At 57.4% G+C, this 13,408-nt stretch carries 13 protein-coding genes; 2 read left to right on the forward strand and 11 right to left on the reverse strand.

Annotated features, from left to right (window positions below):
- Nucleotides 1-41: 41 nt before the first annotated feature.
- Together LNA76_RS17045 and LNA76_RS17050 are read right to left on the reverse strand one after the other, a co-directional pair.
- Nucleotides 42-824, reverse strand: a complete 783-nt coding sequence (locus LNA76_RS17045; RefSeq protein WP_094195182.1) for an SDR family oxidoreductase — start codon at nucleotides 822-824, stop codon at nucleotides 42-44.
- A gap of 21 nt (nucleotides 825-845) precedes the next feature.
- Entirely contained in the window at nucleotides 846-1,733 is an 888-nt protein-coding gene (locus LNA76_RS17050) for a SphA family protein (protein ID WP_094198222.1), read from the reverse strand.
- A 331-nt stretch (nucleotides 1,734-2,064) separates the two neighbouring features.
- Between LNA76_RS17050 and LNA76_RS17055 the strand changes: the two genes are divergently transcribed.
- On the forward strand, nucleotides 2,065-3,453 hold the full coding sequence (locus tag LNA76_RS17055) for a DUF6056 family protein (RefSeq protein WP_230019523.1): 1,389 nt from the start codon (nucleotides 2,065-2,067) through the stop codon (nucleotides 3,451-3,453).
- Nucleotides 3,454-3,667: 214 nt separating this feature from the next.
- Here LNA76_RS17055 and LNA76_RS17060 read toward each other — a convergent pair whose 3' ends face one another.
- The 4 genes from LNA76_RS17060 to LNA76_RS17075 all read right to left on the reverse strand — a co-directional run bounded on the left by LNA76_RS17060 (nucleotide 3,668) and on the right by LNA76_RS17075 (nucleotide 7,404).
- Nucleotides 3,668-4,705 carry a TRAP transporter substrate-binding protein gene (locus LNA76_RS17060; RefSeq protein WP_094195180.1) on the reverse strand — a complete coding sequence of 346 codons (1,038 nt, stop codon included), beginning with the start codon at nucleotides 4,703-4,705 and terminating at the stop codon, nucleotides 3,668-3,670.
- A 142-nt stretch (nucleotides 4,706-4,847) separates the two neighbouring features.
- Nucleotides 4,848-6,137 carry a TRAP transporter large permease gene (locus tag LNA76_RS17065; RefSeq protein ID WP_094195179.1) on the reverse strand — a complete coding sequence of 430 codons (1,290 nt, stop codon included), beginning with the start codon at nucleotides 6,135-6,137 and terminating at the stop codon, nucleotides 4,848-4,850.
- A 15-nt stretch (nucleotides 6,138-6,152) separates the two neighbouring features.
- Entirely contained in the window at nucleotides 6,153-6,656 is a 504-nt protein-coding gene (locus LNA76_RS17070) for a TRAP transporter small permease (protein ID WP_094195178.1), read from the reverse strand.
- A 307-nt stretch (nucleotides 6,657-6,963) separates the two neighbouring features.
- A complete protein-coding gene (locus LNA76_RS17075) occupies nucleotides 6,964-7,404 on the reverse strand; it encodes a helix-turn-helix domain-containing protein (RefSeq protein WP_094195177.1) in 441 nt (146 codons plus the stop codon).
- 68 nt (nucleotides 7,405-7,472) lie between these two features.
- On the opposite strand from LNA76_RS17075, the gene LNA76_RS17080 reads away from it, so the two are divergent.
- Nucleotides 7,473-8,894: an MFS transporter gene (locus LNA76_RS17080; protein ID WP_108727032.1), complete on the forward strand. Its 1,422-nt coding sequence runs from the start codon at nucleotides 7,473-7,475 to the stop codon at nucleotides 8,892-8,894.
- A gap of 38 nt (nucleotides 8,895-8,932) precedes the next feature.
- Here the strand turns inward: LNA76_RS17080 and LNA76_RS17085 are convergent, their stop codons facing one another.
- The 5 genes from LNA76_RS17085 to LNA76_RS17105 are packed head-to-tail and all read right to left on the reverse strand — an operon-like array spanning nucleotide 8,933 to nucleotide 13,406.
- Nucleotides 8,933-9,664 carry an SDR family NAD(P)-dependent oxidoreductase gene (locus LNA76_RS17085; RefSeq protein ID WP_125277289.1) on the reverse strand — a complete coding sequence of 244 codons (732 nt, stop codon included), beginning with the start codon at nucleotides 9,662-9,664 and terminating at the stop codon, nucleotides 8,933-8,935.
- Nucleotides 9,665-9,685: 21 nt separating this feature from the next.
- A complete protein-coding gene (locus LNA76_RS17090) occupies nucleotides 9,686-10,087 on the reverse strand; it encodes a Zn-ribbon domain-containing OB-fold protein (protein WP_230019524.1) in 402 nt (133 codons plus the stop codon).
- The gene (locus LNA76_RS17095) at nucleotides 10,087-11,268 is read right to left on the reverse strand and encodes a thiolase family protein (protein WP_230019525.1); all 1,182 of its coding nucleotides are present in this window, start codon (nucleotides 11,266-11,268) and stop codon (nucleotides 10,087-10,089) included. Before LNA76_RS17095 ends, LNA76_RS17090 begins: the two co-directional genes overlap by 1 nt.
- A 4-nt stretch (nucleotides 11,269-11,272) precedes the next feature.
- Nucleotides 11,273-12,904 (reverse strand): AMP-binding protein, encoded by a 1,632-nt coding sequence (locus tag LNA76_RS17100; RefSeq protein ID WP_094195172.1) that lies wholly within the window; start codon nucleotides 12,902-12,904, stop codon nucleotides 11,273-11,275.
- A gap of 19 nt (nucleotides 12,905-12,923) precedes the next feature.
- The gene (locus tag LNA76_RS17105; protein ID WP_094195171.1) at nucleotides 12,924-13,406 is read right to left on the reverse strand and encodes an aromatic-ring-hydroxylating dioxygenase subunit beta; all 483 of its coding nucleotides are present in this window, start codon (nucleotides 13,404-13,406) and stop codon (nucleotides 12,924-12,926) included.
- Nucleotides 13,407-13,408 lie beyond the last annotated feature (2 nt).

Consider the following 13,408-nt stretch of genomic DNA (forward strand, 5'->3'; position numbering starts at 1 on the left):
AGGGAGCGAGGGACGCCACCGTAGCGGCATCCCGGTTTTTCTTATTCAGCCAATTTGGGAATGGCGGGTACACCTTGCTCGGGGCCCATGGCCGAATAGCCGCCATCCACGGCATAATCGGCACCGGTCACGAAACTGGCGGAATCCGACAACAGGAAGGAGACAACTTCACCGACTTCCTGGGGATCACCCACACGGCCCAGCATGTGAAATGCCGAGGCCACGCGGTCGGTTTTGGCGCGATCGCCGCCAGTCAGCTCGTCCATCACCCGCGACCAGATCCAGCCGGGCGAGACCGAGTTGACGCGGATACCGTCTGGAGCAAAGTCCAGCGCCATGCTGCGCGTCAGTTGCAACAAGGCGGCCTTGGAGACCGGGTACAACCAGCGTCCGGTTTGTGCGATCGACGATGAAATGGACGTGAAGTTGACGATGGAGCCACCACGCGGCAACAAGGGGCGCACAGCCTTGGCCGCTTGCACCGCGCTGACCAGGTTGATGTCCAATGCCTTGAGCCAGTCCTCACGGCTGGAGGCCATGCCCTCATCCAGATAGGAACAGGCCAGATTGACCAGGCCATCCACACGACCAAAATGCGCCTTGACCTGCTCAATAGCGGCATTCAGGCTTTGATCACTGGTGATGTCCACTTCCCAGAATTTGGCTTTGGCGGCATCGTTGCCCACGGCTTGCTGGCCACCTGCGGCATCAATATCAAACACGGCCACACGTGCGCCGTAGCCCATCAGCACCTCGACCACGCCTGCGCCAACACGCGTTGCGCCGCCGGTCACGATGACTACCTTATCCTTCAGTCCTTTCATGTCGCTCTCCTGCCGCGGGCCTTAGAAAGGCACCGCCACTTTTACAAAAAATTGTTTTCCTTCAGGACGGCCACGCACGCCCAGATCCTGCTGGTACTTGGCCGTAATCAGCAGACCTTTCTCATTGGCGTAACGCAGGCTGGGACCAATGGCAAAGGCACGTGCCTTGCTATCGCCAGCCATCGGGCCACGGTCACTTTCAATCTGTTGATAGGCGTAACCACCCACCCCCAGCACCAGACCATTGCCAAAACCCCAGCCCACGGCGTAATCCGCGTGAATGGCTTTACCCGTACGGGTTTCGGTGTCACTGTTACGGAAGTTGAAGTCCACCATCATCTTCAAATCCCAGTTGATGCCGCTGGGCTGCGTGTAGCTGAACGCAGCAGCAGGCTGAATGGCCCAGTAGTTGCGGCCCAGGTTGGCGCTGTCGGTCACCTTGTAGCGGCCGGTAGGGGCGACAAAGTCCACGCCCAGGATGTAGTGCATCTTCTCGCTGGGATGAAAACCCAGAGCAGGACCAAACACCACATCACCCAGACCACTGCGGCGCTGGGACTGGCCAGCGGCTTGCGCCTTGACGGTCAGCAAGGGGGCCAGCGCGTGGAACGCCAATTGGCCACCCAACACTTGCTGGTCCGTCACCCAAACCAAACGAGGCGCAACCATCGCCACATCCACTTTGAAGTCGGGAATAGGCAACTTGTCACCGTTCTGGTCACGCACCGAGTCGTAACGCATGGCACCGCCGTACATCAGCAAGTGCACACCGGGTGGTGGCAAAGCGCCACTCATGAAATTTTCCAAACCGTCGGGATAAATAGGCAGGCCATTACCCTCAATGGCATAGGCTGGACCGGCGCCCAATGCGCCTGCTCCCAGTACAACGGCTGCTATTGTTTTATTGATGTCCCCCACGTCCGTTCTCCTTTTGTTTTTTAGGTATGACGATGAGGCCAATGGTAGAAGTGCCGTTTGTGCCGGTATATCCACTTTGCGCAGCACCTAGCCAATAAGCGCAAGAAGCCGCAAAAGCAGGGAAAACCCCGATTTGGTTTAGATTTAAAGGATGGCGATCAGCAAGGCCGTTAAACGCTGTGTTTCAACGCTTACCAGACATAATTTCCTCGCTTCTCGCGCGATGAATAAGTACTATCACCGCGACCTCCACATCCAGAGCAGCGAACGATGTGTCATACCGTCGTCGTGGACCTGGCCACACCTTCGTCTCTTCATACCGATGAGCCCCAATCTCTCTTTTGCTGAATCCCGATTCGGCCAGCCTTTATTCAGCCGCCGTTCCGGTGCCTGGGCCTTTGTTCTGTTTTCAATGCTGGCCGTCATGGCGACATGGACCCTTTACTGGCTCACCCCCATGATTTCGGACGACTTCAACTACGCCAACAAAGGCATTGCGTGGACGTCGATCAAACAACATTACCTGCAATGGAGCGGTCGACTGGTCTCGGACACGCTCTCGAGCGCCATGCTCAACCTAGCCCCGGGGTGGCTGAAAGCCACGTTGAATACGGCAGCCCTGCTAGGCCTGATCACGGTACTGACGGCGCTCGGCGCGCAACTGGCTGGAAGAGCCTTGCGCCCCTCTTTGCTGCTGCTGGTCTTTACCTTGTATTGGCTGGTCAATCCCAATCTGGGACAAACCACCTTCTGGTTGGTAGGGGCTGCCAACTACCTGTGGCCCAATCTGTTCAACTTTGGCTTTGCACTGGCCTTTGTGTGGTATTTGCAAAAAGGCAGGCCCTCTGTCGTCACAGGCTTGGCGCTCTGCATTCTGGGCGTGCTGGCCGGTTGCTCCAATGAGAACACCGGGATTATCAGTTGGGGCTTGCTCGCGTATCTGAGCCTGAGGCACTATCAGCGCACAGGCTCGCTAAGCCCATGGCATCTGGTTTGGTTGCTCTGTATGGGGCTGGGGATCACCGTACTGGTCCTGGCACCGGGCAATCAAATACGCGCAGAGTTCTTTGCCCATTGGTACGACCAGCCTTTGTTATGGCGCATTGGGGAGCACTTTGCTCGTCGTTTCCCGGACGCGATACTGCGTTACTGGGGGGTCATTCTGGTGATGCTGGTTTGGCGTTTTGCCGCAGGGCCTGCCAGCTCTGAATCAGCACGCCGGGCAATATGGCTGCTCATTGGCGCGTCACTTCTAGCCAATGCCATTCTGGTTTTGGCGCCCAATATCCCCAAGCGAGCCTTGAATGGCGGCTTGATGTATCTGCTGGTGGCCCTGTCTATTTATGCGCATGATTTATTGGCGCAAGGGCAGCGCGCCATCCCTATGCGGCGCAGCCTGTTGGTGACTTTAGGAGTCTGCGGCACACTCTGGCTGGTATCCAGCGGCCTCATGTTACGCAGTTATCACGGTACCTGGGAGCAGGATCAGGTGCGGCGCGCGCTCTTGGTCGATGCCCACCAGCATCAGCGCCAGCATGTCGCACTGCCGAAGTATTATTTCCTACCCACTTTGCGCTCGCGGGATCGCTTTGATATGCACTTCAACCCCAAAGCCATGGCCCGATACTACGGGAGCAAAGCGGTGATCAACGAATATGCCGTCCATCAGTACTATGACCTGGAGACAGGGGCACCCCCACCCGCCCCCTGAAGCTGTAAAACTTGCGCATTTACTCCGCTACAAGCCGCTTCAGGCTCCGGCGGGCCTGAAGCGGCGTTTTACAGAGAGAAACGTCGACCAGGACTGCAGCAGCAACCCGGCTGCCTATCCTCCACCCTCACCACAGCCCCCAAAAAAACATAAAAAAACCCCGCCTTCCCAAAGGAAAGCGGGGCCAAAACTGTAGTGTGTCTCTTGCTGCGTATTACTTGGCAGCGCTCAGCTCTTTGATCTGCTCACGGAAGTAGGCCAGCGCGGCTTTACCGTCAATGCCCTTTTTGTCTGCGGCTTTGATCCAGTCCTCTTCCACAAAAGCCAGACGTTCCTTGAGCTTATCGCCCGCCTCGCCTTCGATGCGCAGCGTCTTCAAGCCCGCTGCCGTGTGCTTTTCAATAGCTTGCTGCTCGGCAGCCTGCCATTTGGAACCGAAATCGTTGGCAATCCACTCGCCACTGATCTTCTCGATGGCCGCACGATCAGCCTCGGACAGACTCTTCCATTTACGCTCGTTCATGAACAGGTATTGACTGGATTTACCAAACCCGCCAGGAACAGAAACCGCTGTCTTGATCAGCTTGTCCAGCTTCCAGTTATCCAGTTGGTCGTACTGGAAATACATGCCGTCAATCACACCACGCGACAGCATTTCATAGCTGTCTGAGGCCGGCGCATTCACCGTCACAATACCCAAGGCTTTGCCAATGGCATCGAACAGCGGGCTGGGCGAGCGCAACTTCTGGCCGTCCAGATCCTCGATGCTTTGCACATCTTCCTTGCGGGTAAAAATGACCGTAGCGGGACTGGTCCACATACCTAACAGTTTCACGCCTTTGTGCTCGTTGGCATCCATCATGAACTTTTCATAGGTACGCCAGTAGGCGACCGAGTTCACGCCGCCGTCATCTGTTGTGAAAGGCAATTCGGCAAACTCGATCAATGGGAAACGGTTGGCGGTGTAGCTGTGTACCGACATACCCAGATCTGCAATACCGTTACGGACCAAGTCCAGATGGGCCTGGGGTTTGCCCAGGGCATTGATGAACTCCACCTTGACACGGCCCTCTGTCACCTTTTCCACTTCCTGTGCCCAGGGCTCGAACATATTGGTCACGATAAAGTGACCGGGCGGCATCCACTGCGAAAAACGCAAGGTAGTGACTTCGGCGGCAACCGACGGCAGGGTCGGCGCCAAGGCTGCGGCAGCCAGGCCCAGGCTCAAGGCCAATTTCTTGAAAACACGCATCTCGACTCCTCGTAAATTATTTTGCTGCCGGGCCACTGCAGCCCGGCTTTCTGACCGCCCGACGGAACATGAAACAGGTCCTGGACCTGCACGCCCGGCGACTTTTACTGCTGCCCGGATCACAACGGCATCCGGGCCGCTTTTACATACTGTTCGGAATAACCAGAACAATCCAGGGAACAAACACCAGCAACAACAAGCGAGCAATATCGGTCAGAACAAAAGGTGTCACACCCCGAATAATCGTGCCCAGGGAGACATCAGACATCACGTTCTTGATCATGAAAATATTCAATCCCAGCGGCGGGGTAATCAGGCTGATTTCAGCGGCCACCACCACAATCACCCCGAACCACACCAGATCAAAACCCAGCGAGGCCACAATCGGATAAAAGATGGGCACGGTCAGCATGACCATGGACATCGTTTCCAGAAAACAGCCCAACACCAGATAAATCAGGCAAATGATCAAAATCACCGCAATCGGGGAGACATCCAAGCCCTCGATGAAACTGAGCAATTCACTGGGCAAACCGGCCACTGACAGAAAGTTGGTAAAAACCAAAGCCCCGATCACCAAAGCGAACATGATGGCGGTGGTCTGGGCGGCCTCGATCAGCACCGTCAAATACATGCGCGGCTGCCAGCCACGACGCTTCAAGGTCAGCAAAAAAGTGGCAGCCGCGCCAATACCAGCCGCTTCAGTCGGGGTGAACACCCCCCCGTAAATACCGCCCATGATGACGATGAACAGCACCGTAATGGCCATCACCCCTTTGGTCGCCTCAAAGCGTTCACGCCAACTGGCTTTCTCGCCCGGACGGCCCAGATTAGGATTGATGGCAGTAATGATGGTGACCGTCACCAGGTACATCAACATGGCGATCAGGCCGGGCAAAAAACCGGCGGCAAACAGCTTGCCGATGTCGGTTTCGGTCAAGATCCCATAGACCACCATCATGACGCTGGGCGGAATCAAAATACCCAGTGTGCCGCCGGCGGCAATACTGCCCGTGGCCAGACGATCATCGTAGTTATATTTGCGCATATTGGGCATGGCCACGCGGCCCATGGCAGCCGTGGTCGCCATACTGGAACCACAGAGCGCACTGAAGGCACCACAGGCAACAATCGTGGCCATCGCCAAGCCACCACGCAAGTGACCAATAAATGCGTGGGCTGCTTTGTACAGGTCTTTGGACAGGCCCGACGCATTGACCAGATTACCCATCAGAATAAACAGCGGCAGCACCGTAAAGCTGTAGCTCATGGCAGTGTCAAAGCTGGTTTGCGCGGCCATGATCAGGGCCGCTTCCATGCCCGTGAACTGGGCAAAACCCACCGTTCCAACCAGCAGCATCCCCCACGCAATGGGCAAACCCATGAACAAGCTAGCCAACAGGACAAGCAGTCCGATAATAGAAATCAACATGAAACAACTCCGTCTTTATCGGCGAGGGGAGCGAAAAATCTGCAGCAAGGCAGCCAACGCTGCGATGCCGGTCATGATCGAGATGGCATAGGCAAACGGCGCAATAGGCACTTGCAGGGCATTGCTCATATCACCATACTCAGCCAGCTCATTGGCCCGGTGCCACAGATACACGGTCAGCACGGCCAACATGAGGGTAGAGAGAATATTGATCAGGCATTGCTGCACCCGTCGTGCCCACGGCCCCAGCCAGGCATCCAACAGACTGACAGTCAGGTGTTGCTGATGCCAGGTCACGCGGGGCAAGGCCGCAAAAATCAGCACGCCCAGCAAGATCTCGCTGGCCTCATAGGCTCCCAGCAAGGGGGCATGAAATACATACCGGCCAATCACGTCCACGGTCGTGACACCAGTCATCAGGATCAAGATGACCACACAGGCAGTATCCAGAATTGTCTCTACAACCCGTACTACTCCACGTGAACGCACCAGCTCCATTCCTGGCAGATCGTCGTTCATTACAGCTCCACTCTTTCTGGCCTGCGTAGGCCTGTTTTTTGGGTCATCATGCCCCCCGAAAAACCGGCGAGCATTGTTATATTTTTGTTCTAAATAGTTTATAGATGAACCAATGCAGGTAAATAGAAAGAAACCCTTAATTCCATCCAAAATCATGGATTTGGAGCGTCGGTCTCACATAGTAAGAAAGGTAGTCACAAACGAAAGCCCTTGTCCTGTGTAAAAACAAGGACTATCACGCTGGAAGTTAGATACCCATATTCCCCTTTTGAAGGGCCGGGCCAGATATTTTCAATAATGTGAAGGGTTACGCATCACTTTCTCTGACAGCGTGTCGCAACACGTCCCTGGCAGCCTCTGTAGGGCAAGCCGCGCGAAGCAACTTCTGAAATCTGGAGCACTCCAGATGAGATGGCTCGGGGCATTCTGCAACGTGCCGCAGCATGTTGCTCAAGGTCTTCAGTCTTTGTGCCTGACGATCGAGTTCATCGGCACGCTCACTCAATGTAGATCTGGGCAGGTTTGGCTTTCGATCCTTGTCAAACATGCTACCAATCTCTTCCAGCGAAAAACCCGCACTCTTGCCCAAGGCAATCAAAGCGAGCTGCACGAGTGTGTCCTCACGGTACTGCCGACGCAATCCGTTTCGGGTAACGGATCGGATCAGGCCGATTTCCTCGTAATAGCGCAGAGTCGATGTGGCGACACCACTGGTCTTTGAAAGTATGCCGATATCAATGAGGTTCATGCTTGACTTCAAGTTGACTTGAAGTTGGATACTAGCTGGCAACCAAGCCTAGATCAAGGGTCAGACACATGAAAGAACCGACGTTTCCACCTGGCAACAAGCTCGCTTTGGCCGCACTGGCGGGCTCCATTCTGCTAGCCTCACTGGGCATCAGTGTCACGACGGTGGCACTCCCAACATTGGCTTCCGTCTTCTCGGCCTCGGTACAACAGGTGCAATGGGTCGTGCTCGCCTATCTGGTTTCGCTGACGGTGGCTATCGTGTCCGCCGGACGCCTGGGAGATCTGTACGGAAGTCGCCGTGTACTGCTTTCCGGCCTGGTGCTCTTTGCCTTGGCCTCAATCACTTGTGCTGTAGCACCGAACCTGGGCTGGCTGTTCGCGGGCCGGGTGGGGCAAGGTCTGGCTGCTGCAGTCCTGATGGCATTACCCATGTCGCTTGCCAAAGCCCTGATCGCCAAAGAGCGCATGGGGGCGGTGATGGGGTTGCTAGGAACCATGTCGGCCATCGGGACCGCGCTGGGTCCTTCTCTTGGCGGCGGCTTGATTGAGCTTCTGGGTTGGCGCTCGGTCTTTGTTCTGTTGCTTGTGTGCGCCCTTGGCATGATCGCCATTACGGCGATCGGTATCCCCAAGCAGCAAGGACCGACCACCACGACGGCGCGTATGGACTGGATGGGCAGCCTCTGGCTGTGCCTGGCACTGCTGTTCTTCGCAATGTCCGCCACTGGCAGCAAGGTCGGAATGGCCATTCCGCTCTGGATGTTGCTCGCCGCAACTGCCATCGCGCTGACGGCCTTTGTCGGCTTCCAACGACGCGCCAGTCACCCACTGGTGCCCTTGGCCCTGTTGGGTAATCGAGTCCTTGCATCGTCACTGATCATGAACCTGATTGTCAGCGCCATCATGATGTCAACGCTGGTGGTTGGCCCCTTCTATCTGGCATTTGGCCTTGGCCTGAATGAACTGATGGCGGGCCTTGTAATGGCGGCCGGTCCTGCTGCCGCCGCGCTGTCCGGTGTACCCGCCGGCCAGCTCACGGACCGATTCGGCACCAATCGAATTGTGCTTGCTGGTCTGGTGCTTGCGACGGGCGGATTGATCTGCTTCGCACTGCTGCCCCTTCAAGTTGGAATTCCCGGCTACGTCATGGCACTGATACTAACAACGCCGGGCTTTCAACTGTTCTTGGCCGCCAACAACACCGCCACTATGGCAGCCGCTCCAGACGCTCAACGGGGCATGGTTTCCGGGCTGATAGGCCTGTCACGCAATCTTGGATTCATGACCGGCGCAGCACTGATGCCGCTACTTTTTGCCTCGCTCCTGGGTGATGAAGAGATGGCCTTAAGTTCCCGAGTCGCCATCGGCGAGGCCTTCTCCCACACGTTTCTCTTGGCAGCAGCCTCGTTCGGACTTGCCATGGTGACCTTCTTCGTGGGGAAGAAGCGACCGACATCCATCGCAATGTCATCAAAAGGTGAACCATGACTGATGCAAGCGCAAGGGCGATCCGCGCTAGCCGACAATCAGATCGTCAACGTACCCACGCTGGCACCACCGCAAACATACAGGGTCTGGCCCGTAATGAAGCTGTTTTCAGGATCGGAGAAGAACATGGTGGCGCGGCTGATGTCATCGGCACGGCCCAGGCGCTTCACAGGAATTGCGGCCGCCAGCTTGGCTTCGCGTTCGCTACCGGCTTCAACCACGTCGTAGAACATATTGGTGGTGATGGGGCCAGGGGCAATCACGTTGACGGTAATGCCTTGGTCAGCCAGTTCCAGCGCCCAGGTGCGGGCCATGCCCAACATGCCAGCCTTGGTCGCGGCATAGGCAGTACGGGTTTGCAGACCCAGCGCGCCCCGCGAGGACATCAGCACGATGCGACCAAAGTGGCGCTCGCGCATGCCAGGCACCACCGCCTGAGTAATCTGCAAGGCCGCGCCCAGATGGATCTGGGTCAGGCCCTGCAAGTCTTCCAGCTTGACCTCGTCCAGCAAGGCGGGCCAGATCACGCCTGCGTTGTGGATGAAGTGGGTCACTTCAAACCGTTCAGCAATATCCTTGGCGGCTTTCTCGGTTGCCGCCGCATCCAGCAAATCCACCTGCACACAGTGCAGACGCTCGTGCGTCCAGGGCAGCACATTGCGCGCCATGCTGATCACGGTGTAACCCTGATCGAGCATCTTGCGGCAAATGTCTTCACCAATACCGGTGCTGCCGCCCGTCACAATGGCGGTGTAGTGAGCTTGTGTCATCTTGATTGTCTCCAGGCAAATTCAAGGCGCAGGGCGCGCCAACAGCACGGCTACACCACCGGCATCCAGCTCCAGACTCAGGCGCACTTTTTCATCGGCCTGCCCACCTTCGGGCAAGTGGGCGATGGCAAAAGGGCCGCAATCCAGGGCTACGGTGCCGATACGCCAGGGCAGTCGTGCCTGAAAATAGGGTTCGTTGCTGTGATGCAATGTGGTCGTGGCCTGCAGAACACCAGTGTTGGCAACGGCCTGCCAGTTCAGCGTGGTGTGCAGGCAATGGCCGCACACATCGCGGGCGGGATACTGCACCGTGCCGCAGGACGGGCACACTTGCAGGGCGAATTCGCCGCGCTGGGCGGCCTCGGTCAGGCCGGCTGCCGTGGCGCTGCGTGCGCCCGGTGGCAAGATTTGGGTATCGCTCATCACTGCCCCCGTTCCAGCAAGGCCGCGGCAGTACAAATGCCCCGGTCGTAATTAATCATGCCAAAGCCGGACACCAAACCGATGCGGGCATTGGCCACTTGCGTCTCGCCTGCGGTATCCGTCAGTTGGCGCAGCGCCTGGACCAGGCCCAGATAACCACCGGCTGCGCCGGCCTGGCCTACCGACAATTGGCCGCCGCTGGTGTTGAAAGGAAAAGTGCCATCCACGGTAAAGGTGTTCTTGCGAATGAACGCCGGGCCTTCGCCCTTGGCGCAGAATCCCAGGTCTTCAAACTGCAAGACGTTGATGACGGGGTAGTCATCGTAGGTTTCCATGAAATCCACGTCTGCCGGGGTAAGGCCCGCATGTTCGTAGAACGCATCCTTGTCCATGGCCCAACCACCACGATGCTGTACCGCGTCTTCAGGGAAGGCATTGTGACGCTCGATAGTGGAGCGGATACGGACATAAGGCAGGCCCAGTGCTTCGGCCTGCTCACGACGCATGACCAGATAGCCTTCGGCTCCGGCGCACGGCATCACGCAGTCAAACAAGTGGATGGGGTCGGCAATGACGCGCGCCTCCATGTACTGTTCCAGCGTCAGCGGTTTTTTCATCAGGGCATGCGGATTGCGTAGCGCATTGTCGCGCTGAGCGACACACAGCTTGCCGAAGTCCTCACGCGTGGCACCGTAGTGGCGCATATAGTAGTCCGTCAGCAGCGCAAAGCTGGCATTGGGGCCGCCGGCACCGTATGGGTAGACAGCATCCTGCGAGAAACGCGAGAAGCCCGACACCGTGTTCTTGAAGGACTCGCGGTGATTGGTATCGCCCGCAATACACGCCACGATGGACGCATCACCACACTGCACGGCACGCGCCGCACGGCGCATGGCGACTACGCCGCTGGCCCCACCCATAGGGATGTGGTCCAGCCAGCGCGGGCTCATTTGAAAATGCTGCATCACACCGACAGCCGTGTCACTGCCCAGCGTAAAGCTGGACACACACACACCATCAACATCGGCTTTTTTCAGGCCGGATTGGGCCAGCAACTGGCCCAATGCCGCACCCAGCCACCAATGCGCGGTCTGCTCGGAATGGCGCTCGTAGGCAATGGTCACCGGAGCAACCAGCACCACATCGTCATAGCCCTGGCGGGCTGCTTGCGGCAAGGCCATGGGTTCAGGCCTCCTGACGTTTTTTCAGGTGATTGGTGTTCACGCAGGCCGGGTTTTCCAAAGCGGCCAGAGCCACGGTTTTCAACTCACCGCGCTGAATCTTGTTGGTCGAGGTCAGCGGCAGGGCATCCACAAACAGAACGTAGCCGGGCACCTTGAAGTAGGCCAGTTGGGTCAGACCCCACTGCACCATTTCCTGGGCAGCCTGTTCGCGCTGTTCCTGGGTTTCGATGGGATTGTGCGGCACCACCAGCGCCATCACTTCGTCGCCACGGATGGCGTCGGGCACGGCAGCCACGGCAATGGAGCGCACCAGCGGGTGCTGCTGCATGATGTTTTCCACTTCCACGGCAGCGATATTCTCGCCACTGCGACGGATCACATTCTTTTTACGGTCCACAAAATGCAGGTAGCCTTGTTCGTCACGGCAAACAATGTCGCCCGTGTGGAACCAGCCGCCTTCCCAGGCTTCATCAGTCGCCGCTGGATCTTTCCAGTAGCCGGAGAAAAAGCCGTAGCGTGGGTTGTCACCCGCCGAGCGCACCAGCAGCTCACCGTTTTCACCGGCCTGAGCAGGTTCGCCATCGTCCTTGCGCAGCAGCACTTCTACCACGGGCATTTCCTTGCCGAAGCAGGAAGTGCCAATAAAACGTGGCTCGTGATTGGCGATGATGCTGGCACCGGCGCCAGTTTCGGTCATGGCCCAGGCTTCCAACAGTGGGAAACCAAAGCGTTCTTCAAACAGGGGATGCAGACCGCGATCCACACCGGCGCCAAAACCAAAGCGCACGCTATGCTGACGATCTTTTTCGCTGGCCTCGGCCTTCATCAGAATGGCGGGCATCACGCCCAGGTAATGCACCACGGTTGCACCGGATTCGCGTACCGAATCCCACCAACTGCGTGGGTGGAAACGGTCCAGAGAAATCAGGCAACCGCCGGTCTTGATCATGGCCATGGTCGAGCAGGCCATCGCATTCATATGGAACAGGGGCAGCGGAGTCAGCATGCGCTCTTTGCCGTGCTCCAGCGAGGCCAGACCACCAATGTCGCGGTACCACTCACCGGCGTAGTGGAAGTACTGGTTGGCCAGCATGCAGCCTTTGGGGCGGCCTGTGGTGCCAGAGGTGTACAACAGGGCACATTCGCTGTTTTCATCAGGAATATCACAGGAGCGGCAAGCGGCGCGCTCTACCATCGGAGGCATGTCGCCATCGGCCATGATGGCAAAGGGCTGACCGGCTCGCTGAGCCGCTTCCAGCAGATCCTGGTGGCGGCTGGGCAGGGCAATGGCCATGATCATTTCCGAATGGCCGATCAGGTATTCCAGCTCGGCAGCGCGCAGGTCTGGATTGATCGGCACAATGGACACGCCCAGGCTGTTCAGTGCAAACCAGTGCAGGAAGAACACGGGGCGGTTCTCCAGCAGGATGCCGACGCGGTGACCGTGGCCGTAGCCAGCAACCGCGTAAGCACCGCGCAAGGCGTCGATACGCTCCAGCGCCTGACCATAAGTCAGCTCGCCCGCTTCAATACCGTAGATCTCGGCGGTCTCAGGCAGGGTACATACAAAGGGCTTGTCGCTCCATTTCTGGGCGGTGTCTCGAAAAGCCTGGTAGACCGTGGTGTTGGCCATCAAAAATTCTCCTGTCCTGTCACATAAACAACTGGATATTGCCGAAAGGCGCGTCGCAGTTAAGCAGATCCACTCGTTTCAGACGGATCTTCAAGGCGTCGTCCTGGCGCACCAGGGTGTAGGTATTCCAGCCTACGTAAATATCTTGGTTGTCGCCGCGCGTTTCCGTGTAATGGAAAGCGCAACGCACGGTGTATTCGCCTTTTTCCTCGTCCATGCTTTCCACGGTGGGTTGCTGGAGCAAGTGATGGCTGCGGCTCTTGGGCTGCTGGGAAAAGGTACGGCGGCCTGCCAGACGTTCCACACGGATACGCAGCAAGAGTTTGTCCTCGTGCATCAGGGACGCATGCAAACGAGCATCCTGCTGATCGTGAGCCAGAGGCATCCAGTAGTAGCCATCCTCGGTAAACAGGTCGAGCCATTGCTCGTAACGCTGTTCATCCAGCAGGCGGGCTTCCGCATACACAAAATCGATAAGGGCCTGACGGCTGATTTCGCTCATGG

Origin of the sequence: Alcaligenes sp. MMA, from assembly GCF_020907215.1 — a bacterium.
GTDB lineage: Bacteria > Pseudomonadota > Gammaproteobacteria > Burkholderiales > Burkholderiaceae_B > Alcaligenes > Alcaligenes aquatilis.